The 23454-nt window shown below is 70.9% G+C and carries 15 protein-coding genes and 1 pseudogene; 8 read left to right on the top strand and 8 right to left on the bottom strand.

The features are described from left to right. Window positions 1–857 (bottom strand): annotated as a pseudogene (locus tag ACIBF7_RS28985) (hypothetical protein); the annotation flags it as partial. Between the two features lie 497 nt (window positions 858–1354). Between ACIBF7_RS28985 and ACIBF7_RS28980 the strand changes: the two are divergent. Continuing rightward, window positions 1355–1978, top strand: coding sequence for a protein-L-isoaspartate(D-aspartate) O-methyltransferase (locus tag ACIBF7_RS28980; RefSeq protein ID WP_397198581.1), 624 nt, complete (start codon window positions 1355–1357; stop codon window positions 1976–1978). A gap of 5 nt (window positions 1979–1983) precedes the next feature. Here the strand turns inward: ACIBF7_RS28980 and ACIBF7_RS28975 are convergent, their stop codons facing one another. After that, window positions 1984–2967, bottom strand: coding sequence for a CapA family protein (locus tag ACIBF7_RS28975; protein ID WP_397198580.1), 984 nt, complete (start codon window positions 2965–2967; stop codon window positions 1984–1986). 175 nt (window positions 2968–3142) lie between these two features. Between ACIBF7_RS28975 and ACIBF7_RS28970 the strand changes: the two genes are divergently transcribed. After that, complete coding sequence (locus ACIBF7_RS28970; RefSeq protein ID WP_397198579.1) at window positions 3143–3541, top strand: CBS domain-containing protein; 399 nt, start codon at window positions 3143–3145, stop codon at window positions 3539–3541. Here ACIBF7_RS28970 and ACIBF7_RS28965 read toward each other — a convergent pair. Next, on the bottom strand, window positions 3526–4026 hold the full coding sequence (locus tag ACIBF7_RS28965; RefSeq protein WP_397198578.1) for an archease: 501 nt from the start codon (window positions 4024–4026) through the stop codon (window positions 3526–3528). The two genes, ACIBF7_RS28970 and ACIBF7_RS28965, sit on opposite strands and share 16 nt — an antisense overlap. Before the next feature lie 156 nt (window positions 4027–4182). On the opposite strand from ACIBF7_RS28965, the gene ACIBF7_RS28960 reads away from it, so the two are divergent. Next, the gene (locus tag ACIBF7_RS28960) at window positions 4183–5019 is read left to right on the top strand and encodes a PhzF family phenazine biosynthesis protein (RefSeq protein ID WP_397198577.1); all 837 of its coding nucleotides are present in this window, start codon (window positions 4183–4185) and stop codon (window positions 5017–5019) included. A 91-nt stretch (window positions 5020–5110) separates the two neighbouring features. On the opposite strand, the gene ACIBF7_RS28955 is transcribed toward ACIBF7_RS28960, so the two are convergent. The 3 genes from ACIBF7_RS28955 to ACIBF7_RS28945 all read right to left on the bottom strand — a co-directional run bounded on the left by ACIBF7_RS28955 (window position 5111) and on the right by ACIBF7_RS28945 (window position 9835). Continuing rightward, complete coding sequence (locus tag ACIBF7_RS28955) at window positions 5111–5758, bottom strand: hypothetical protein (RefSeq protein WP_397198576.1); 648 nt, start codon at window positions 5756–5758, stop codon at window positions 5111–5113. Between the two features lie 695 nt (window positions 5759–6453). Further along, window positions 6454–7455 (bottom strand): zinc-binding dehydrogenase, encoded by a 1002-nt coding sequence (locus tag ACIBF7_RS28950; protein ID WP_397198575.1) that lies wholly within the window; start codon window positions 7453–7455, stop codon window positions 6454–6456. Window positions 7456–7654: 199 nt separating this feature from the next. Continuing rightward, window positions 7655–9835 (bottom strand): M9 family metallopeptidase, encoded by a 2181-nt coding sequence (locus ACIBF7_RS28945; RefSeq protein ID WP_397198574.1) that lies wholly within the window; start codon window positions 9833–9835, stop codon window positions 7655–7657. 114 nt (window positions 9836–9949) lie between these two features. Between ACIBF7_RS28945 and ACIBF7_RS28940 the strand changes: the two genes are divergently transcribed. From ACIBF7_RS28940 to ACIBF7_RS28925, 4 genes are all read left to right on the top strand, one after another. Further along, window positions 9950–10903, top strand: a complete 954-nt coding sequence (locus ACIBF7_RS28940; RefSeq protein ID WP_397198573.1) for a LysR family transcriptional regulator — start codon at window positions 9950–9952, stop codon at window positions 10901–10903. A gap of 84 nt (window positions 10904–10987) precedes the next feature. After that, window positions 10988–13891, top strand: a complete 2904-nt coding sequence (locus ACIBF7_RS28935; RefSeq protein ID WP_397198572.1) for an ATP-binding protein — start codon at window positions 10988–10990, stop codon at window positions 13889–13891. A gap of 205 nt (window positions 13892–14096) precedes the next feature. Then, window positions 14097–18005 carry a S8 family peptidase gene (locus ACIBF7_RS28930; RefSeq protein ID WP_397198571.1) on the top strand — a complete coding sequence of 1303 codons (3909 nt, stop codon included), beginning with the start codon at window positions 14097–14099 and terminating at the stop codon, window positions 18003–18005. Between the two features lie 609 nt (window positions 18006–18614). After that, complete coding sequence (locus ACIBF7_RS28925) at window positions 18615–19541, top strand: hypothetical protein (protein WP_397198570.1); 927 nt, start codon at window positions 18615–18617, stop codon at window positions 19539–19541. Here ACIBF7_RS28925 and ACIBF7_RS28920 read toward each other — a convergent pair. Then, window positions 19532–20206 carry a polysaccharide deacetylase family protein gene (locus ACIBF7_RS28920; RefSeq protein ID WP_219545155.1) on the bottom strand — a complete coding sequence of 225 codons (675 nt, stop codon included), beginning with the start codon at window positions 20204–20206 and terminating at the stop codon, window positions 19532–19534. The genes ACIBF7_RS28925 and ACIBF7_RS28920 overlap by 10 nt on opposite strands. A 98-nt stretch (window positions 20207–20304) precedes the next feature. After that, window positions 20305–21486, bottom strand: coding sequence for an acyl-CoA reductase (locus ACIBF7_RS28915; protein WP_397198569.1), 1182 nt, complete (start codon window positions 21484–21486; stop codon window positions 20305–20307). Window positions 21487–21740: 254 nt separating this feature from the next. Here ACIBF7_RS28915 and ACIBF7_RS28910 point away from each other — a divergent pair, with 254 nt between their 5' ends. Continuing rightward, on the top strand, window positions 21741–23387 hold the full coding sequence (locus ACIBF7_RS28910; protein WP_148036874.1) for a hypothetical protein: 1647 nt from the start codon (window positions 21741–21743) through the stop codon (window positions 23385–23387). Window positions 23388–23454: the final 67 nt, after the last annotated feature.

The following is a 23454-nucleotide window of genomic DNA, read 5'->3' as shown; positions in this document are numbered from 1 at the left end:
GTGGTGACCCGCGAGAGCCAGTCGGTGGCTGGGTCGCGTTCCAGGACCCGCTTGACCTGTCCGCCCGCGCCGAGGGAGCGGCTTTCGAGCTTGCCGGTCAGGGTGAACGTGGTGTCGTGGATGTAGGTGAAGCCGCCCAGGTCGGAGGTGGTGGCCTTGGTGAAGCCGAGGTCGGTGTAGGCATGGGTGAGCGTCTCGGCGGCCAGCCCTCCGGCGGCGGGTAAGCCCTGAGTGCGCAGGTTCCCGGCCGCGTCGTAGCTGCTGGTGAAGCTGTACGTGCCGGCCAGCGCATCCTCGGTGGCAGGGATGGTGACGGTGTTGGCGGTGGGCCGGTAGTCGCTGTCGTAGCCGGTGACGGCCTGCGTGTACGCCTGACCAGCGGTGTAGCGGGTGGCCGCAGTCGGTTGGCCCTTGGCGACGGAGTCGTAGGTCCACTCGGCGAGCTTGGTGCCGGTGCCGATCTCGCCGGCCCACCGGCTGGTGCGGCGGCCCAGATCGTCGTGGATGTTGGAGAGCTTCTGGCCGTTGCCGTCGATGCTCCAGATTTGCCGGCCGGCCAGGTCGAAGCCGTAGCTGGAGGTGCCGGCGTCGGGGTCGGAGGCGGCGGTGCGGCGGTCCAGCCAGTCGTAGGTGTAGGTGCGGACGTTGCCGTTGGCGTCCGTCATCCGGGTGAGGTTGCCGTGCAGGTCGTAGCCGTAGGTGGTGTCGGCGTGGGTGCTGGCGTTCGACCATTCCTCGACCTTGACCGCGCGGCCGAACACGTCGGTGACGGTGGCGGTCTTGCCGCCGAACGGCGGGGTGACCTCGGTTCGTTCGCTGCCCGGGTAGGCGGTGGTGGTGCGGCGCAGTTCGGACACGCCCTTGCACCGACTGTTCCGGGTCCGGTTCAGCCGCGGCGGCCTGCTGGATGAGCACGTCCGGCACGCCGAGGCCGGAGATCAGCACCAAGCAGGCCAGGGCGATGATCAGCGCTGTGAACCGTCCGCGCATGTCGGATCCCTTCGGAGGGCACGCTGACGCAGACCCCGGCAAAGAGGCCTTTGTGCGCCATAAGGCAGAAATAAGACGATCTCTGGGAATGTGATCGACTCACGAAGATCGGTCAACAGCGGGAGTGTCGCTACCCGACACCCTCAGTCAGGGTCCTTGGTTAACGGACCTCGGGTCTGCTGGTCAACTCGGGTGTAGCGGATACCGTATACCGTTTCTCTGAAGTGGGTCACAGTTGGGTATCGGACACTCTCTTTGACGATTAGGGCACTCCGGGATCCTCAACTGGCCCACTGTTAGCGGTTCCTGGGCTGGGGTAGCCGTGCTGGAGAGCGAGGCAGGACGTGACGGGGAACAAGCGGCGATGCGCACGCTGGTAGAGGTCGTTCGGGAGATGGGGGTGACGGATCCCCGGCTGCTGGCCGCCATCGAGGCCACGCCGCGCCGGAGGTTCGTGCCGCCGCGCTTCGCCGCGAGCGCCCAGTTCGACGAGCCGATCCCGATCGGTCACGGGCAGCCGACCTCGCAGCCGTCGCTGGTCGCCCGGATGATCGACGCGTTGCGGCTCACGGGTACGGAGACCGTCCTGGAGATCGGCAGCGGGTACGGCTACCAGACCGCACTGCTGGCCCGGATGGCCGACCGGGTCTATTCGCTGGAACGCCATGCCGACCTGGCCGAACACGCCCGGGCCAACCTCACCGCGGTCGGCGTGACCAATGTCGAGGTGCTGGTCGGCGACGGCACCGCCGGTCTGCTTGCCCACGCGCCCTTCGACGCCGTCATCGTGTCGGCCGCCGCTCCGACGGTGCCCGCGCCCCTGGCCTCCCAACTGACCGAGGGCGGGCGGCTCGTCATGCCGATCATGGGCGAAGCGGCCGACCTCGTCACGCTCTACACCAAACGGCAGGGCGAGTTGGCACGGCTGCGCCTCCTGACACCCGCCCGGTTCGTCCCCCTCATCGGCGAACACACCACGGCCACCTGACCAGGTCATCCTCCCTGTCTGGCCCGCAGGTCCACGACGAGCAGGTCGTCCTCCCAGAAGGCCGCCGTGCCGAACGCCTCGCACGCGCTGATGAAACGCCGGCCGAGCCAGGAGCGCTCCGCGCCCTCGGCCAGGACGGTGCGGCAGTAGTCGAGTTTGAGCGGCACGGCGCGCAGCCGTACCGGACCGAGCTCGTCGACGGTCACCAGGAACAGCAGCGACAGGTCGTTGCGCAGATCCGGGTCCACCGCGTAGTCGTCGATGAAGTCGCCCATGTCGTACAGGACCGGCGGCGCCACGCCGTGCGGGACGTGCGCGGAGTGGCCGGCGATCAGCGTCGCCCCGGCGTCGGTGAGGATCCTGGCCGCGCCGAGGATGTACGGCAGCGGCCCGGTCGTCATGTTGGGACCCCAGTGCGGGCTGACCAGCACGGCGTCCGTTTCCGTACGCATCCTCGCCACCGTGTCCGTCAGCCAGCCGGGGACGCCGGAGCGCAGGTCGGCGTAGGCGACGCCGGGCCGGTCGGGGGCGGCCGCGTAGTCGTCCGGGTGGTCGGTCACGGAGATGACGGCGATGCGCAGCCCCCGTGTGGCAAGGATGACCGGCTCGCGCGCCTGGTCCAGGGTGGCGCCCGCACCCGCCGCGCGGATCTCCACGCGTTCGAGATGGGCACGGGTGTCGAGCAGCGCGTCGTAGCCGTAGTCCAGCGCGTGGTTGTTGGCCAGCGTGACGCAGCTGACGCCGAGCTCGGCGAGCAGATCGACGGCCTGCGGCGGGGCGCGGAAATGGAAGACCTTGCCCGGCGCGAACATCGAGTCGCCGCGGCTGGAGACGCAGCACTCCAGGTTGAGCAGGATGGCGTCGGCCTCGGACAGGTACTCGCGGACGCCGTCCGAGACGAACGCGTCCGGGGCGTTGTAATCGGCCAGCAGGTCCCCGACGCCACGACCGAGCATCGTGTCGCCCGCCAGCGCGAGCGTGACAACCACGAGGTTCCCCTGCCCCCGATGACGTGCTCAAACGCGGCTTGCGTCCGAGCCGAAAACACCTGCTGCCTGCTGCAATGATCCGCCGTCTGGGGGTAGGCGGTCAGGTGGAAGCGTCAGCGACCTTCTCGGGGAGGCAGCGATGAGCACACCGGGAATCGGCAAGAAAGTCCAGGATATGATGCACCAAGGGGCCGAGTGCATCGGAGAGCAAGACAGCCTGCGCAGGGCCACGCAGATGATGCGTGACCTGTCGGTCGGCGCGCTGCCGATCTGCGGGGAAGACGACCGGCTCAAGGGCATCATCACCGACCGGGACATCGTGATCAAGTGCTGTGCCGAGGGCAAGGACCTCGACAGCACCACGGCAAGCGAACTCGCCCACGGCCTGGTGTGGGTGGAGGCCGACAGCAGCGTCGAAGAGGCGCTGGAGAAGATGGAACAGCACCAGATCAGGCGGCTGCCCGTGATCGAGGACAAGCGGATCGTGGGCATGGTCAGCGAGGCCGACCTGGCCAAGGAACTCCCCGACAACAAGCTCGCGGAGTTCGTCCACCGGGTCTACGCGTCCTCCTGATCCAGCCGGGCACGGGGGCCGTTCTTGCGGCCCTCGTCGTCCCATCCGCCGAAGGGCGTGCGCTCATCCCGGTCGATCGCCACGTCCACCACGGCCTGCGCCCGCCATATCCCGTCCACCCAACCGAACCGCAGGTTGTGCATGACGACCGCCTTCGGCACCGCGCCGATCCGCTCCACCGTCTCCAACGGGACCGTGGCAAGCCGCGCCTCCACCCGCTCCACCGGGAACTCGGTCGGCTCGTCGATCGACATGTCCACGGCCAGGCGGCCGAACATCTCGATCTGGTAGATCACCTCTTGCAACACCGCGACGAGCACCTCTTCGTCGCTCTCCTCGGTCACCACGAAGGTCACGCTGTCGTCGGGCCGCGCCCTCTCGATGTCGGCGAAGCTCTCCACCATGCCCCGCATCGCCTCGGCCAGGCAGCCTTCCCTGGAGTCCGCCCAAGCCTCCACCGCGACGTCGGCGGGATGCGGCACCACACGATGACCACCCCGGCTCATAACGCCACTTCAGCAGCTGCCCGCGCCGCCGGGAATCCCCTGACCTTCAAGAGTTCATCCCGATTTCCCCGGTGTGTCCGGGCCCGCTTCGCCCGCGAGGTCGCCGCGCTCACGTTTTGGTCCTAGCGTTCCACCATGGACCTACTGCGATACGTGGCCTTCAGTGAACGAGCCGACGGAGGAAACCCCGCTGGAGTCGTCCTCGACGCCGGCGGGGTCGGCCCCGAGAAGATGCTCGAAGTCGCTGCGGAGGTCGGCTACTCGGAGACCGCCTTCGTGACAGAACGGACCGACCGGACGCTCTCGGTTCGATACTTCAGCCCGAAGGTGGAAGTGCCCTTCTGCGGCCATGCCACCATCGCGACGGCAGTGGCCTTCGCGGACGTGTACGGGCCCGGAGACCTGCTCATGCACACGCAGGCCGGGCCGATCAAGGTGACGACTTCGGTGAACGCGGCCGGTCACACCGTCGCCACCCTCGTCAGCGTTCCGCCACGCGTGGAAGCGCTGGATGACGCGCTCCTTGAGGATCTCCTGTCGGTTCTGGGCTGGTCGTCAACCGATCTGGACTCCGGCCTGCCCCCCAGAGTGGCCAACGCCGGCGCTTCTCATCCGATCATCGCCGCCGCCACTCGTGAACGTCTCGCGGATCTGACCTACGATTTCGAAGCCCTGGCCGCGCTGATGGCCGAAGCCGGCTGGACGACGGTCGACCTTGTGTGGCGGGAGCGGGTCGATGTGTTCCACGCCAGGAACCCCTTCCCTCCAGGGGGTGTGGTGGAAGATCCGGCGACCGGTGCCGCCGCGGCGGCGCTCGGTGGCTATCTGCGTGCTCTCGGACTCCTCGCGCCGCCCGCGACCGTGACCGTGTACCAGGGCCATGACATGGGCCGCCCGAGCACCATCACGGTGTCGATACCCGCGGATCCGGCGATCGGCATCTCGGTCACAGGAACCGCGGTGGCGCTGTGACCGTCGCCTTGAGGAGTGCTTGACGAGGTCTTCCTCTGGCGGCAGCGCCGGCTCGTGCGTACTCCCGGACCGTGCCGCGGCGGCGTGAGAACTACTTCTCCCTGCGCTTGGCCAGCGCCCGGACCGTCTTGATGTCGTCATCCGTGACGTCGGTGCTCTGGTCCTGCGCTTCGTGGCTGACGATCACTTGCCCCACCTTGCGGTTCCGCACGGTGTCCAGGCCTTTGGGTTGCAACCAGGCTGACGACAGGGGAGTGGTGTTGGGGCCGGACGACTGCTGGGCCAGGAACTTGTCGTGGGCTGATTCGAGCTTGATCGCGTCGTGCCAGTTGCGGACATTCCAGAAGAAGAGATTGAGCCCGAGGAGCACCCTCGACAAGCTGGAAGTCTGATCTGCGAGGTTCTGGTGGATGCGTGTGCCTTCGTCGATCTGGGTCGTGGTGTACTTGGCCGAGTGCTTGCGAAGCTCTTTGGCGGCCTTGTCGTACTCGTCCCATAGGGTCTTTAGGTAAGTGCACCAGTCATCGAATACCTGTTGCTGCGACGACATATATTCCGTGTCGGCCGCCAGGCCCTGATAGTGGCCCACGAGATTGTCCAGGTGTACATGGATGTCCGCGGCTGCCTTGATGAGCTGCTCTTCCAGTTCCTGCCGCGCCACTACCCATGCGCCGAAGGCGAGGTCCACCGCCTCTGACTCTTGGTACGTTCCATGCTTCTCGGAGGGATTCTCTGACACGGCGTTCTCCTGTCGTGTGACCGCCCTGGGGCGAACGAGCGATAGATGACTCGGATCAAAGAGGACGGGTGGCGAACAGCATCGTCGTTCCGCCGAGAAGCCCTGTCAACGGTGCGGAATGGCCGTATGAGAATATGGCGAATCGGTTGGGGTGAATTGCGGGCATTTGAGTGCTTCGGGCCGCTCCTGCCGGGGTGCCGGTGCGGGACGCCCGCGAAGGCGTCCCGCACCCTCCTCCGAAGAGGCAGCTGCTAGTACTCGCGTTCCTGGTGCTGGCAGTACTGGCGCTTCCAGCCGCCGCCCTTCTTCTTCGACTGCTTGCAGTAATAGCACCGCTTGTTGTTCTCGGTCATCCACTTGCACGGTGCGCCGGCGCTGGTGGACGCGCAGTTCCTGAGTATGGTCGCGCTGTCGGCGCTCTGCGCCTGCGCGGCGGCGGAAGGGACTAGAGCGGCTGCCGCGAGGGCACTGATGGCGCATGCTTCTTTGAGCATGGAGCCTCCCCGTTGCTCGTTGCCTCCTTCTCATCGTGCCCCGCCGGAATGGAAGAACGTCAAGGCGCGGGACGGCATATTTTCTTGGCCGCGAAAATAGGGCCCGACGCTCAAACGTGAATCGCGCGGACGGCGCCCGTTCCACAAGCGTGTCTTTACCGGCGATCCGCTTTCCTTTTCCTTCGGCGCCGTGAAGGTGCGTCAGACGCAGGTCAAGAGGGTCTTGCCGAGCGCGGTGCGGGCGGCGATGGCCGCGTGCGCGTCGGCCGCGCGCTCCAGCGGGAACGTCTGCCCGATGTGCGGCCGAAGGCGTCCCGCCGCGGCCTCGGCCAGCGATCGCTCGATCAGCTCCCGTACCCGGACGGGTTCCGGCGCGCCGTCCGTGATCCCGATCAACCGCACGCCGCGGGCGGCGGCCTCCTCGGCCGTGAAGTCGGCGAACGTGCCACCCGCCGCGCCGTACGCGAAGAACCGGGCGCCGCTCACCGCCGCATCCAGCGCCTGGCGGCCGAGCGGGCCGCCCGCGCCGTCGAACACCGCCTGGACGCCGCCGGTCAGGTCGCGGACCAGGTCGACCCAGCCCTCCTCGGTGTAGTCCACCGCCTCCTCGGCGCCGGCCTTGCGCGCCAGGTCCAGCTTGGCGTGCCCGCGCGCCGCCCCGATCACCCGTGCTCCGGCGGCGGTCGCGAGCTGGGTGATGACGACGCCGAGGCTCCCGCCCGCCGCCGTGACCAGCACCGGGTCGCCCGGCCGGATCCCGGCCCGGTCCACGACCCCCATCCCGGTCGGCCCGTCGTGCAGCAGCGCCAGCGCCTCGTGCGGGCCGAGCGCGTCCGGGATCTCCACCAGGGTCTCGGTACGGGCGACCGCCTTCGTGGCGTACCCGCCGACCGGAGCCAGGATCGGGCTGCCCTCGTGCACGGGCTTCCCGGTACGGGCGACGACCCGCCGGCCGGTCCACCCGGGGTCCACGCCTTCTCCGGCGGCCACGACCGTCCCGGCCACTCCGTCACCCGGCACGTACGGCGGCTCCACCGGGAAGAACCCCTCCCCCCAGCCCGCCCTGAGCTGGGTGTCGAGGAACAGCACGTCCACGGCGACCACCTCGATCAGGACCTGCCCGGGCCCGGCGACCGGATCCGGCGCGTCCCGCGCCACCAGCACCTCGGGGTCTCCGAACCTGGTCACTTCGATGATTCGCATGCCACTCGCTCCGCTCTGTCTCCCGGTCTCTGTCTCCGACAGCCTGCAACCTCGACCAAAGTTGAGGTCAACCGGTGAGTCTCCGCGCTATCGGAGCGGGGTCGAGGGCGACGCCTCGTGGTTTGGAGCCGGCTATGCAGTGCCCGCGACCAGCGCGGCCGGCCGGGACAGACCCGGCCGGCTGCGGTAGCCGTCGGACTCAGTGCTCGGTCAGCACCGTCGCTCCGGTGAACGACTGGGCCGCGTGCAGGCTCACGTAGTGGTAGCCCTCCGCCGGGTCGGTGACCGTCAGGGTGTGGGCGTTGCCCGCGCCCGTCGCCCGCTGGGTGAAGGACGAGGTGGTGGCCCAGGAGGTGCCGCTGTAGTAGAGGTCGGCGTCGCCGGTGCCGCCCGACGAGGTGATGGTCAGTCTCGCCGTCCCCGCCGGCACGTATAGGTAGAGGTACGCGTAGTCGCCCGTCGTCGCCGACAGGCCGCCGCGCCGGCAGTTCTGGCCGAGCTCGCGCGGGTCGGCGCCGGCGCACTCGGTGCCACCACCGCCGCCGCCGACCGAGCCCAGCCAGGTGCGCCAGTCCGCGTCGTACCGGCTGCCGATCGTGCTGGTCAGGAAGGTCCGCGCGGTGTTCCACGCCCCGGTCCGGTACGCGCGCAGCACGGTCTGGACGTCGGCCGGGTGCCGCTCGTACAGGTAGCGGACGGCCAGGTAGCCCCACCGGTAGACGCGGGTGGAGTCGTGCGCGTACGTGGTGTTCCACAGCGTGGACAGCGCGTACGTGCCCTTGGCCGCCTCGGTGACGGCGGCGTCGTAGGTCAGCTTGCGATACCCGTACGACACGTACTCGGCGAAGCCCTCGATCCACCAGATCGTCGGCGTGCTGATCCCGGCGGTGAAGTCGCCGTACATGGTGAAGCGGCCGTCCAGGTAGTGGGTGTACTCGTGGTTGAGGTTCCAGATCTGGAAGTCCGGACGCAGCCATTCGGCCTCGTACGCGATGAACCTCGGCTGGTTGCCGGCCGCCGCCGGGTCGCCTTCCAGGTACATGCCGCCGTTGTTCGTGTCGATGCCGAACATGGCGCCCGCGTACGTCCGGTAGTCGGTGCTGGAGTCGTACACCACCACCTCCAGCGTGGTGTTGCGGTCGTCCGCGACCGGGCCGCTGTCACGCGCCAGGTTGTGGAAGTACGCGTCCTGCCCGGCCAGGCTGGCGCAACTGGCGGACAGCTGCCCGGACGTCATGTGCTGGGCGCGGATGCGGATGCCGGAACCGCAGGCCTGCGTGATCGGCAGCACCTCGGCCGCCAGCCGGTTCCGCAGGTCGCAGGTGCCGTAGGACGAGCAGTTGGCGCGGTCGTAGAAGTCGGCCATCTCGGCGACGCCCACCCACAGGGGGGCGGTGGCGCCGGTGATCGACGAGCGGCCGAGCAGGTCCCTGGCCAGCGGCCGGACGGTCGTCCGCAGGTCGGCGTGCTGGAGGAAGCGGCCCAGCTCGCGGCCCGCGTTCGAGACGAGGTACGACCGGTCCGTGCCGAGGAGTGACAGGTGTCGTGTCGCGAACGCGTTCAGCGTGTCGAGCACGCCGCGGTCGGCCCGGACGGCGCTGACGAACGCCGGCAGCTGGTGGCCCCGGAACAGCACGGTGTAGACGTTGTTGACCGCGTTCAGCATCGGCCAGGAGGCGTCGTACGTGCTGTCGTAGCCGTCGAGCAGGCGCTTGACCACCCACAGGTAGCGGTCGTTCTGTTGGGCGCTGTCGATCAGCGTGACCGCCTCGGCCAGCACCTCGCCGTTGGCGTCGCTCACCGTGAAGGCGCGCGGGGCGCCGAAGAACGCGTCCAGCCCGGCCATGACGGCGGTCCGCAGGGACGGGCCGTAGGCGCCGACGTCCGACGGGTTGTACCACTGGACGTAGTAGCCGGCCCGCAGGTAGAGGACGAGCTGGGCGGTCCCGGCGCTGTTGTCGCCCGGGTAGTTCACGCCGTCGTCCCTGAGGGCGTACGCGACGCTGGTCATCTGCGCTTCGCGGAAGGCGTGGTACGCGTCCGCGCCCGTCAGGGAGAAGAGCGTGTTCACGCACTCGGTGGTGGACGCCTTGATCTGCCGCACCAGCGCGCCGCCGGTGCGGCCGGTGAAGTCGCTCACGGAGCAGGCGGCGGCCTTGAGGGCCTTGGCGGCCGGCTCGTCGTAGTCGCGGCGGAGCGCGTCCTTGGACGCGGGCAGCGGCGCCCGGTCCTCGACGGCCAGGGATTCCTTCCGTACGTGGTCGTCGACGGTCGTCGTCGTGGCCGCGGCCGGCGGCGGTTCGGCCGTGACCGACGCGCTCACCGGCATGGGCGCCGCGAAGGGCAGCAGCAGGGCTGCCAGGACTAACAGCTTTCGCACGAGAACCTCCGGGGGGTGACGCGTGGATGCGAGGCCGCCCTGAGTGTGAAAGCCGTTGCCGAGCCGCGGTCATACAGCCGGGCATAAGAGTTGCGTATGCCCTAATTTCTGGACATGGACCTCGATCTCAGGCACCTCCGGATGGTCTGCGCGATCGCCGACACAGGCAGCGTGACGCGGGCGGCGGCGCGTCTCGGCCTGTCCCAGCCCGCGATGACCAACCAGCTCAGGAAGGTCGAGGCGATCGTCGGGGGCGAGCTGTTCGTCCGCAGCCACGCGGGCGTCGAGCCGACGCCGCTGGGCCGCCAGGTCGTCGCCCGCGCCAGGATCGTCCTGTCGGAGCTCGACACCCTCTTCGGCGACCTGCGCGACGCCGGCGAGACCGCGGGGCTCCAGCTGGGCTGCATCCACCTGGCGTGCGTGGCCGGCGTCGTGGACCGGGTCGCCGAGGAACTCCCCGGCCGGCCCATCTCGCTGCGGATCGAGCCGTCCGCCGTGCTCCTCGCCGAGGGACTGGCACACGGGCGGCTGGACGCCGCGCTCATGGGCATGATCGAGGGCTTCGACGTGCCCATGACCGCCCCCGTGGTCACCCGCACGCTGATCCCGCGCCATCCGATCTTCGTGGCGCTGTCGGCGGGCCACCGGCTCGCGGGGCAGGCCGAGATCGACCTCGCGCACCTGCGGGGCGAGCGCTGGATCAGCCCGCCGGGCGCCGAGGACGGGTCGCTGGCCGCGCTGCGCGCCTCCTGCCGGGCCGCCGGGTTCGAGCCCGACGTCCGCTACGACGCGCCCAGCGGCGCCGGTCGCCCCCTGGTCGCGGCCGGGCACGGCGTCCGGCTCGTGGACCCCACCTGGCCCGCCGCCGAAGGCACCGTCGTGCGTCCTCTGGCGGGCGAGCCGCAGGTCGCCAGGCTCGTCGTGGCGTGGCGGCGGGACCGTCTCAGCCATGACGCGGCCGCCGCCGTCTATCGCGGCCTGGCCCGCGCCTTCATCGACCACGTCGAGGACAACCCGGTCTTCAGCGCCTGGTGGCACGCCCACCCGGAGGCCCATCCGCTGCTGTGAGGACCTGGCGTCGTGTGCTCTCTGACGACTATGATGATCTAGCTCAGGTCCAGCCTGTCGTTTCACGGTAGGGAGCACCCGACTGTGGCTGGTGCGGCGACTCCCGGCGCCGGTGCGCCGCGGCTGATGGCGGTGCCCGCGTTCGTGGGCCGCGAGTCCGAGCTCGCCGCGTGCCGGCGGGCGCTGGCCGGGGAGCCGGCGATCGTGCTCGTCGAGGGAGAGGCCGGGGTCGGCAAGAGCCGCCTGCTACGGGAAGTCCTGGATCGCGGCCTGGTGGCCTTCTGCCCGCCCTTCCGCGAGCCGTACACGCTGGGCCCGATCGTCGACGCGGTCCGCCAGGCCGCCGGCAGCGTCGCGGGGCTGGGGCTGAGCGCGCTCGCCGGGGCGCTGCGGCCGCTGTTCCCCGAGTGGGCGGACGAGTTGCCACCTGCGCCTGAGCCGCCCGAGGACGCCCGCGCCGCCCGCCACCTGCTCTTCCGCGCGCTCGACGAGGTGCTGGACCGGCTGCGGGTGTCGGTGCTGGCGGTGGAGGACGCCCACTGGGCCGATGAGGCCACGCTGGAGTTCCTGCTGTTCCTGGCCGCCCGGCACCCGTTGCGTACCGGCCTGGTCGTGACCTACCGCCCGGACGACGTGCCGCAGACCTCGTTGCTGCTGCGGCTGTCGTCCCGGCTGCCCGCGACGGGGCTGCGGCTCACGCTGGAGCCCTTGGACGTGGCACACACCGGCGCCCTCGTGTCGTCGATGCTGGACGACGAGCCCGTCTCCCCGGCGTTCGCCATGCTGCTGCACCGGCACACCGACGGGGTCCCGCTGGCCGTCGAGGAGTCCGTGCGCCTGCTGTACGAGCGCGCGGACCTGACCCGCAGGGACGGGGAGTGGGCCCGCCGCAGGCTGGCGAGGATCGACGTGCCCCCGACCGTGCGTGACGCGGTTCTCGAACGGGTCGCGCGGCTGAGCCCGGCCGCGCGGTCCGTCCTCCGGGCGGCGGCGGTGCTGTCCGCCCCGGCGGACGAGGCCACGCTCGGCGCCCTGCTCGCCGCCCCGGCCCGGCATCCGGACGCGCCGGCTCGGGACGGCTTCACCGCTCCGGGCGGTCTGGCCGAGGCGCTGGCGTGCGGGCTGTTGCGCGAGGACGACGGGTCGCTGTCGTTCCGGCACGTGCTCGCCTCCAGGGCGGTGTACGAGGCGATCCCCCCTCCGGACCGCCGGGCGATGCACCTGCGGGCCGCTCACGTGCTGGCCGCGCGGACGCCGCTCCCCGTGTCCCAGCTCGCCCGGCATTCCCGCGAAGCCGGAGACGTGGCGAACTGGAGGCGCTACGCCGAGCGGGCCGCCGATCTCGCGCTGGCCACCGCCGACGAGGCCGGCGCCGCGTCGCTGCTGTACGACCTGCTCACCCATCCCGAGTCGCCCCCGGCGGACGCCGCCCGGCTGGTCGCCAAGATCCCGTTCCCCTCGTTCACCGGTGACGACCGCTTCCACGGGCTGGTCCGGAGCCTGCGGTCCGCTCTGGAGTGGGACGCGATGCCCCCGGCGGACGCGGCGGAGACCCGGCACCAGCTGGGCCGGGTACTCGTGATCATGGAACAGTACGAGGCCGGCCGGGCCGAGATGAAGAAGGCGGTCGCGCACCTGCCGCCCGGCTCCCTGAGCGCCGCGCTGATCATGACCTACCTCGGCTGGCCACGCGGGCCGTCCACCCCGGTCTCCACGCATCTGCGCTGGTTACGCCGCGCGGCGGCGGCTGCCGAGTCGGTGCCGGCGAGCGACCGCCTCAACCTCCTCGTCGAGCGCGTCAGCGCGCTGCTGCTGATGGGGGAGGAGGAGGGGTGGGCGGAGGCATCCCGGATACCTGGTGAGCCGGCCGACGCGGAGGAGTCCCGGCACATCGGGAAAGGTCTGCTGAACCTGGGAGACGCGGGGGTGCGCTGGGGACGCCACAGCGATGCGGCCCGCTATCTGGCGCAGGCCGCGCGGCTGGCCGAACGTCACCGGTTCCGTCGCATCAGAGAACTCGTCCGGGTGACGCGCCTTCACCTCGACTGGTTCGAGGGCCGATGGCGAGGGCTGGCCGGGCGGGCCGCCGCCCTGGCGGAGCACGACGAGATGCAGCCGGTGACGAGGCTGGAGGCCGTCCTGGTGGCCGCGCTGCTGCGCGCGGCGGCGGGCGACGCCAAGGCGGAGGAACGGTTCGAGCACGTGCTGTCGGATTGCCGCCGCCACGGTGCCGTGGAGCTCCTGGCCGAGCCGGCGGCTGCCCTGTGCCGACTGCTGCTCGCGCGCGGAGAGACCGGGGAAGCCCTGCGGGTGACCGACGAGCCCATGCGACAGGTCGCGGACAAGGGCACCTGGCTGTGGGCGGCCGACCTCGCCCCCGCCCGAGCCGCGGCGCTGGTCGCCGCCGGACGACCGGACGAGGCCGCCGACCTCGTCGCCGCGTTCGCCGGTTGGGTGCGCGGGCGGGACGCGCCGGCGCCTCGGGCCGGTCTGGCGCTGTGCCGCGCGATCCTCGCGGAAACGCGTGCCGAGCCGCGACAGGCCGCGGCCGCGTACGGTCGCGCGGCGGACGCCTGGCAGCGGCTTCCCCGGCCCTACGACGCGCTGCTCGCCCAGGAGCGGCAGGTCGCCTGCCTGCTGGCCGCCGGTGAGGCCGAGACGGCGCTTCCCCTCGCCCGGCAGGTGCTCCAAGGGCTGACCGGCCTGAACGCCCGCGCGGCGGCGGAGCGGCTGGCCGGTCTGCTCCGCGTCCACCAGGTGGAGGTGCGCGGGCGCGGGCGACGGGGCTACGGCGACCAGCTCTCGCCCCGCGAGCTGGAGGTCGTCCGCCTGCTCGCCACCGGAAAGACCAACAGGGAGATCGCCGCCGTCCTGTCGCGATCCCCGAGGACGGTCGCGGCACAGGTCAACTCGGCCATGCGCAAGCTCGGTGTCAACTCCCGTACGGCACTCGCGGTCGGCGCCGTCGAGTCCGGACTCGTGTCCTGACAGAGACCTGCCTCTTCCGTCATTTATTAGGTCATCCAACCCATGACAAGGGTTGTGGACTCACCGAAGCTCACAGCGTGAAGTCCTCTCCGAGCGACCTTCGGGATGACTCTCCGGACGATGAGGACGCGCCGCCCGAAGACGAGACCGGCGAAGAAGCCGGCGAAGAGTACGAACCGCTCTGACACCCCCCAGGAGAACCCCCATGAAGATTTCCATAGGCGTGCGCCGACGATGGCCGGTCGCGGCCCTCGCGGCGCTCGCCATGGCCACGACGGCTGTGCACGTGCCGCCGGCCGCAGCCGAGAAGGCGCAGAAGGAGCCGGCCGCGCCGGTCACCCTCGACGGCGTCGAGCCGGGCGAGCACGAGATCACCCTCATCACCGGTGACAAGGTCACGTTCACCGACGAGGGCGGCGGACGCTACCGCTTCCAGACGGAGGCCGCGCCCAGGCCCGGCGGCGCCATGCCCTCCTTCCACGGCCAGGGCGGGCCCGACGCCTTCTACGTCTACCCCGACGACGTGCTGCCCGCGATCGAGTCGGGTCGCGTCGACCGCGCGTTGTTCGACGTGAAGTACCTGGCCGAGCACGGCTACGCGGACGACACCTCCACCCCGGTGATCGTGCAGTACCCCGAGGCCGCCGAGAACCGCCGGGCCGCGGCCGACGCGCTCCCGGCCAGCGCGCCGACGGCCACGCTCGACAGCATCAACGGCGCAGCCTTGGCCGTGCCGCATGACCGTACCGCCGCGTTCTGGACCGCCGTGCTGGACCGTACGCCCGAGGGACGGGCCGCGAGCACCCTCAGTGCGGGCCTCTCCAAGGTGTGGCTCGACCGCAAGGTCGAGGCCGACCTCGACTGGAGTGTGCCGCTGATCGGGGCGCCGCAGGCATGGGCCGCCGGTTTCGACGGCACCGGCGTCAAGGTCGCCGTCCTGGACACCGGGATCGACGACACGCACCCGGACCTCGCCGGCAAGGTCACCGAGGCCCGGTCGTTCGTCCCCGGAGCCGAGACCGCGAAGGACGGCCACGGCCACGGCACCCATGTCGCCTCCATCATCACCGGCACCGGGGCGGCCTCCGGCGGCAAGCACAAGGGCGTCGCGCCCGGCGTGGAACTGGTCGTCGGGAAGGTGCTCGACGACGGCGGCAGCGGCGAGTGGAGCGGCGTCATCGAGGGCATGGAGTGGGCCGCGTCCAGCGGGGCCGACGTCGTGAACATGAGCCTGGGCGGCGATCCGACCGACGGCACCGACCCGATCAGCCAAGCGCTCGACACCCTCACGGCCGGCACCGGCACGCTGTTCGTCGTCGCCGCGGGCAACTCCGGCGAGGCCGAGAGCGTCGGCACGCCGGGCGTGGCCCGGTCCGCGCTCACCGTCGCGGCCACCGACAGAGACGACAAACTGGCCCCGTTCTCCAGCCGCGGCCCGCGGTCCGACGGCGCGCTCAAGCCGGACATCGCGGCCCCCGGCGCGGACATCGTCGCGGCCCGCGCTGCGGGGACCAGCATGGGCACACCCACCGGCGACTCGTACACCTCCGCGTCCGGCACCTCGATGGCCACGCCGCACGTCGCGGGTGCGGCGGCGGTCCTCGCCCAGCGGCACCCGGACTGGGAGGCGGGCCAGCTCAAGACCGCGCTGATGAGCACCGCCGAGGACGTGGGCGGGACCGTCTACGAGCTGGGATCCGGACGGCTGGACCTCGCCACCGCGATCACCCAGCGGGTCCACGCCACCACTCCCAACCTCGACTACGGCCACGTCGAGGCGGGCACCGCGCCGATCAGCAAGGAGATCTCGTACGTCAACGCGTCGGATCAGCCGGTGACCCTCACCTTGACCCCCGACCTGGCGAACACCGCCGGTGAGGCGGTCCCGGAGGGCATCCTGGCGGTGGACGCGACGCTGACGATCCCGGCCGGCCAGACGGCCACGGCCACCGTCACGATGAACGCGGCCGATCTCGCCGAGGGCGCCTACACGGGTGCGGTCACCGCGACCGACGGCGGCGGCACCCGGCTGACCATCCCCGTCGGCCTGCTCCGCGAGCCGCCGAAGGTCCAACTCACCATCCGAGTCCTCGACCGTGAGGGCGCACCGGCGGCTCCGGCGGTTCTCGGCATGCTGGACGTCACGGGCGGCCGCGGCTCGCTCGGCCGCCGCCTCCGGGCGGAGTCGCCCGGCGTCTTCACGGCCATGGTGCCGCGTAGCGTCTACAGCGTCACCGGGGCGTTGGCCTGGGTCGACCCGTCCACGTACCTGACGCACAGCGCCTGGCTGCTGGCGCCGGAGTTCGAGGTCTCCGGGGACGCCGAGATCACCCTCGACGCGCGTGACGCCCGCGAGATCCGCTTCGGCACGCCGGAACCGTCCGTCCCGTCACCGGAATCCCAGCGGTACACCTACGTCCAGGAGACGCTGGCGGACGGCAGCGTCTGGTACCACGGGACGAGCTCCGCCCCGTTCGTCCGTCACTGGGCGACGCCCACGAAGAAGACCACCAAGGGCAAGGTCTCGCTGACCACCAGCGTGGGGCAGGCGGCTCCCGAGGTGACCATGAAGGTGCGCGGACGTGACGGGTTCGCCCTGCACCCCGAGGTCTTCCCCCACGTGGGCGACATCGTCAGGAACTACGGGGTGGAGCACGTCCCCTTCACAGGGAAACTGACCGCGAAGCTGGTCGACGTCGGGATCGGCACTCCGGAGAAGCTGGCGGGGCTCGACCTGCGCGGCAAGCTGGCGCTGCTCGACGACGAAGGCAACTGCGGCGGGCGTCCGGAGCGTTTCCACGCCATCCGCGACGCGGGGGCGGCCGGCATCCTGATGTGGCCGTCGGGGCCTCTCTACTCCTGCGGCCTGGGGCCGTTCATCCCCCAGCCGGTGTGGATCCAGCCTGATGACGGCGTGACGGAGATCGGCATCCCCTACGTGTCGGTGTCTCCCACCGAGGCCCGCGCGTTGCGGGAGCGGCTCGCCAAGGGCGCGGTCAGCATCGACGTGCACGGCAGGCCGCATTCGCCCTACGCCTACGGGCTGCACCACACCGAGCGGGGCCGGGTGCCCGCCAAGCTGTCGTACGAGCTCACCGGCCGGCAGTTCGCGACCATCGACGCCCGCTACCACTCCGAGACGCCCACGGCTTACCAGAGCGAGTCGTGGCCGGTGGCGAAGTCGGACGTCGTGCCCATCCCGGCCGTGCTTCCGCAGATCGCCGCCCCGGGCACGCGCGTCGAGTACGTCGGCCCCATCGACCCCGAGGCGGTCGTCGTACGCCAGACGAGCAGCGAGCAGTGGTCCCTGCTCCGCGCCATGCACGTCTTCCGCAGGCCGGCCCGCCTCACCCACCACTGGAACGCCGGCCCCTTCACCCCGAGCGCGTCCGTCGTGCCGGACGACGTCTACCGGACGATCGACCCCGCCGGCAGCGGGCAGAGCGTCGGGATCTGCTCGGTCTGCCGGCAGGGGGACGCCCTGTGGCCTCTCTACACCCGTACCGGGGCGCAGGGCCAGCTCGGACAGCCCGTGATCGGTGGCATGCGCCTCTACAAGGGCGGCACGGAGATCCCGCTCGGCATCGCCGCTCAGCTGCCCGCGTTCAACCTCCCCAAGGAGGCGGGCGACTACCGCTTGACCCTCGACGACGCCGAGGCCAGGACGACGGCGGAGTGGACCTTCCGCTCCCGGACGGTCACCGAGGAGGCCAAGCTGCCCGGCTACGACTGCCTGGGCGCGCTGGCCGGCGTCATGGACCCGTGCCGGCCGGAGGCGGTCGTGTTCGTCGCCTACGACCTGAGCGACAGCATCGGGCTGGACAACAGCGTGCCGGCGGGAAGGCGGCACACCTTCGACGCCGACGTCTACCACTCGCCGACGACCGCCCGCACGCCCGCCGTAGCCGGTCTCAAGCTGTGGACCAGCACTGACGACGGCGCGACCTGGGCTCCGGCCGACGTCCGCCGGGGCCGCGGCGGCGCCTACACCGTCTCGGCCAAGTATCCCCGCCTGTCCGCCACCAAGGGCGCGGTGAGCCTGCGGGCCGAAGGCTGGGACGCCGCGGGCAACCGCGTCACCCAGACCACCCTGCGCGCCTTCACCCTCCGCTAGCCGGGTGAACCGACGCTCCTGCGGGCTCCGCATCCAGCGGGGCCGCAGGAGCCGGGTGTGGGGGAACAGCACGTTCACGGCCGAAGCCGGGGGCGAAACAGAGAGGTCACAGGCCTTCGACGAGCCGGAATGCCCGGCCCCGGGCGCGCGCTCAGGGCACTCGTCGTGCTCAACGGGGTAGGTCGGCCACGAACTCTGTCGCTGCGGCCTGGGTCCCTCGGGTCGTTCCGCTTTACTCCGGCGAGCCCAAGATCGCGCTGAATTCCGGTGCGGCCGAGTGGAATTCCTGGATGTCTGCGGGACCGAGGACTTCAATGGTTTCGCACGCATAACCGCGGGAGACGGTGATGGGACGCACACCGGCTTCCCCAGGTACAAGTGCGGATGGCGGAAGGTGATGGCGGACGCGACGACTCTGAATCGCATACTGCTGGACCTCTATGGCGTTCACCGGTCCGACCCGGACTGGCTGGAGAAATCTCTCGCCGTGCTCACGGATGACTGCGAGGTCGTCAATATTCCGCTCGGCGCCACCTTTCACGGGCCTTCCGGGTACGCCCGGTTCATCCAGGCGCATCAGAAAGCCGATCTCTCGCCCATCTGGAGACGGTGCTCGACCAGACCGCGGCAACACTTCAGGCGCATGGAGCCGCCGTAGAGACGATGGAGGTGCTCTTTCTCGAACTGTTCGCGATACGTGGGCAAGTGGCTGCTGACTTCTGGAAAGAAGTGGTGGTCGACGCCTGCCGCCGCCATCCCCTCGTACATCTTCTCCATCAAGATCTGTTCACCTTCCGCGCGTTCAGCAAACCACGTGGCTATGCGGGGGATGCGGTGCTGCTCGACTTCATGTATGCGGCTGAGGACTCGTCGACGCCGCCGGAATGGGAAACCGGCTCCCTGCTGGGCAAGCAGATCTGCCATTACACCTCCACCTTTTCGCAGGGAGCACGGGCTGCCCGGTCTCGCCGACGCGTGATCATCGACACCCTGAACCGGTGTGCGGCCGGCGACTCAGCGCCGTCGGTGCTCTCCCTGGCCTGCGGGCATCTGCGCGAAGCCAGATACTGCCCCGCCCTCCGGCAGGGGAGCCTGGGCCGGTTCCTCGCCGTGGACCAGGACAAGGAGAGTCTGGCCGTCGTCTCACGCGAACTGGCGCCATGGGGAGTCGTCCCGCTGGCGGCCTCGGTTCGGGAGATCCTCAGAGGCGACGTGGTTCTGACCGGCTTCGACCTGGTCTACGCGACCGGTCTGTATGACTACCTCGCCGAACCGGTGGCGCAACGGCTCTGCGAGCGCCTCTTGCGCATGCTCGGTCCCGGTGGGCGCTTCCTGATCGCCAACGTGATGCCCACCTGCACCAGCGCCGCCTACATGGAGGCGTACATGGATTGGTGGTTGCTGTATCGAACCGAGACGCAGATGCTCAAGCTCGCCGAGACCTTGCCGGACAAGGACGTCGAAAAGCTCCGCGTCTTCACCGACAACCTGGGGCAGATCGTCTTTCTGGAGGTGGAGAAGACGGCCTACGGGTAGCTGACGCCCGACCGCAGCTTGCCGCTGTAGAGCTGCGGCACGGTGACCAGGTGGTAGCCCCGCTTCTTCAGCTCCCTGATGACCTCCGGCATGGCCTGGACGGTCTGCGGCACCGTGTCGTGCATCAGGATGATGCCGTCGCGCTTGGCCAGGCTGAGCACCTTGGCCTTGATCTTCTTCTTGTCCTTCAGCGCCCAGTCGTGGGTCGTGCCGGTCCACTTCACCTCGGCGAGGTCCAGCTCGTCGGCGATGCGCAGCACGCGCTCGTCGGTGTGGCCGAACGGCGGCCGGAACATGGTCGCCGTCAGGCCCGTGGCCTTCTTGATGGCCTGCTGGCCGGCCTTGATGTCGTCGAAGATCTCGTCGTCGAGCCGGGGCGTCAGGGAGAAGTGGGAGTAGGTGTGGTTGCCGATCGCGTGTCCTTCGGCGAGCGTCCGCTTCGCCAGCGCGGGGCGCTGGTCGACGTACTTGCCCGTCAGGAAGAACGTGGCCTTGGCGCGTTCCTTCTTGAGGATGCGCAGGAGCTTCGCCGTGCTCTTGCCCGGGCCGTCGTCGAAGGTCAGCGCCAGACACTTGACCTCGGCACAGTCGATCTTCGCCTGGGCGGTGGTGGCGGGGGTGCCGCTCAGCGCCAGCGACCCGGCGAGCAAGCCATGAATCAGCACAGCCAACACCCTACGGCCCGTGCCTCCACGTGTTCGATCATGCTCGGGAGAAGGCGCAGGTCGCGGACTCTTGGACCGTTTTTCGTTATCGCACCGTGTCAGGCGAACACCGTCACCAGACGGGTGAACTCGCTCGCGACGTCCATGCCGTCCCACACCCGGTGGAAGCTGAGCGCGTCGCCGAACGGCACCATGCGGTCGACGCCCCGCCCCGCCAGGGCGTGGGCCAGCTCCATCAGCTCCTCGCGGGAGAAGCCGAAGTGGGTCATCGTCTGGTCGCGCCGTCCCACCAGGGGGATCAGCTCGGCCAGGGAGCCGAGCCTGGCGTGCGCGAACGTGCCGGCGCCGAGCCAGCGCCGGGGCGCGGTGATCGCGGTGGCGAGCGCGAGGGCGTCGTCGTGGAGGTCGGCCGCCCGTTCGTAGGCGGCCACCCGCCGCTGCACCGCCATGGCCGCGTCGACCGCCCACCCGCGCCGCTCGACCGCGAGCGACAGGCAGGCGGCGAAGGCGGCGCGGGCCGCGTCGCAGTCGGCGCGCGACCCGACCCAGAACGCCGTGCGCGGCGAGGAGCAGGCCGCCTGGTCGAACCAGTAGGAGTCGTTCACGAACCCCTCCGCCACCGCCGCCCGCGCGGCGCGCGGCGCGCCCAGCCACGCCGAGGCCCGCACCACCGCGAACGACGACCGGTCGGGGAACGTCAGCTCCCGCGCGTGCGGGGCCAGCGGATGCCGGCGGATCTCGTGCGCCGCGCGGTCGCCGCCCCAGATGACGCGCAGGTCGCAGGCCGAGGAGAGGGCGGCCGTGATGGTGGGGGAGCGGTCGTAGCAGATGATCCGCTGGGTGGCGGCCACCACCGGGTCGGCGTCGTCGAGCGCCTCCTGCAGCGCGTCGACGATCGTGGCGGCCATGGGACCCGCGCGCGGGGACAGCCGCACGACGTTGCGGTTGCCGGTCAGCGCCGACAGCGCCCACGAGTAGACGAACACGGTGTCGACGTCGGCGGGCGGGACGTGGAACGCCAGGCCGCGCGGCATCCGTACATGATCACCGCGCAGCGCGTCGATCGTGCGCAGCAGCTCGCCGGGACGCAGGAAGGAGCCGAGCGTGCCGAGCTCGGGATGGCGGCGCGCGAGCGCCGGGCGCAGCAGCAGCCGGCCGAACGCGACCAGGAAGTCGAGGATGCGGTCGTCGCCCACGGACAGGCGGCTCCCGGCCATGACCTCGTCGAGCAGGTGGTCGACGGTGACGGGCGGACCGGCGGGGAACCTGACGTCGAGCATCACGTCACCGCCCGGCCGCTGACACCCACCACGTGCATGCACTCTCCGTGTTGAGAACGCAACAAAGTGTAGTTGAGTCGGGCGTCAACTGAAACCGCGTCCCCTGGGCGAGTAAGGGAAGCGTATAAGGACGCGTGGCGCTGATCGGCGACTGCGAAGGTTCGACGGGGCGCGCCAACCGCACGGAGGGACACCATGCACGATTCCAACCACTGGTACGGTCACTCCCGCGTTCCCGGCCGGAAGCGGGTCCGATGCGCGTGATCGACGGCGCCGAAGGCGTCGAGCTGAGAGCGGGCCCGGGCGAGGCGCCGGGCAACGTCCGGCTGATCGGCGGCGCGATGCTGCTGTGGTCGGACACGGGTGAGGTCACCTGCTGGCGGGCCGCCGCGCTGGAGCTCCTGGACCGGTTGCTGCCCGCCGCCGCGCGGGTCCTGCTGGTCGGCCCGCACCCGATGGAGCTGGTCGACCGGGTGGCCGGGCGGGCCGTATCGGTGGCGGCGGTGCTGCGTTCGTTCCCCGACGCGTGCGCGCTGGGCGAGCGGCATCCGGGCATCGACGTCCACTGCGGACGCCTGGATCTGCTCGACCCCGACGAGCCGTACGACCTGGTGCTGGCGCTGGACGGGCTGGCCCGCACGCACTCGGCCGAGGCGCCGGCCGTGCCGTGGCGACGGTCGCTGGCCGCGCTGGCCGGGCTCGCCGCCCCGGGCGGGCGGCTGGTGCTCGGGGTGCGCAACGACCTCGGGGTGGACCGGCTGCTCGACGCGCGCCCGCCGGACCGCGACGGCCAGTGGGAGCCGCACGGCTGCGACCCCACCTACCCGAGCGGGCCGGTCACCCTCGACGCCGCGCTGGCGTCGGCGGGGCTCCGCGCCGAACGCTGCTACGCGGCCTACCCCGACGGCCGGGCGCCCCGGGCCGTGCTCGCCCGCGAGCTGCTCGGCATGGAGCTGCCGGAGGCGCTCACCTTCCCGCTGAGCGGGAGCGAGGCGGAGCGGATGCCGGCGGCCGATCCGCTGCGGCTGACCCGGCTGGTGTTCCGCCACCGGCTGGGGGACGAGCTGGCCCCGCTCTGGCTGGCCGTGGCCACCCGGGGGGAGCCCTCGTCCGCGGACCTGCCGCTCGGCCTGGTCGAGGAGGGGGCGTCCGTGCACGAACTGGTACGCGACGGCACGGGTCCGATGATCGCCCTGCGGCTGCCCGGCGGCGAGGCGCGGCCGGTGCCGGCGGGCCGGGTCGTGGAGGAGATGCTCGTGGAGGCCTGCGCCCGCGAGGACGTCCGGGCCGTCCGCGTGCTGCTCACCGCGCTCGCCCAGTGGGTGGAGGACGGCGGCGACGTCACCGCCACGGCCGACGCGCTGGTCTGGGACGGGGAGTCCTTTCATCCGGTCGCCCCCGGCCCCGTCCCGCCGCCCGGGGGTGCCGGGCCGCCGCCGGCCGTGGTGCTCTGCCGGATGCTGTGGCGGTTCGCGGTGCGGTTGCTGGCCGCCGGGCACCACCATCCGTGGCCGTGGCCGCTGGAGAGCGACCAGCTCACGCTCACGCTGTGCGGCATGGCGGGCAGGCCGTGCGACCGCGCCGAGCTGGAGCTGGCCCGCAGGCTCGACGCCGAGCTGGGCCCGCCCGCCGGGCCGGACGATCCGGCGCCGACGTACCGCGACCTGCTGCGCGCCAGGGACCGGCTCGCCGAGCAGCTCGCCGTCGCGCTGGCCAGGGTCTCCCGGCTGGAGAGCCGGCTCAAGCACCGCGAGCGCGCGCTGGCGAGGGCGCGTTCGCGCCTGCGGCGCAGCCGCCACAACGCCTCCGCCTACCGCAGGACGCTCGGCTACCGGCTGTCACGCGGGCTCTCCGGCCCCCGCCGGGCCGCTCGCCGGGTCATGCGCTTGTTGTACGGATGACGTCTGCGGCGGCAGATGGTCAAGAACAGGCATGGACATCCTCTAGTAGTAGCAGAGAGTAAAGATT

Origin of the sequence: Nonomuraea sp. NPDC050478, assembly GCF_044458265.1 — a bacterium.
Classification (GTDB): domain Bacteria; phylum Actinomycetota; class Actinomycetes; order Streptosporangiales; family Streptosporangiaceae; genus Nonomuraea; species Nonomuraea ferruginea.
The sequence above is the reverse complement of the archived record's forward strand: the minus strand, read 5'-3'. Positions and strand labels throughout refer to the sequence as shown.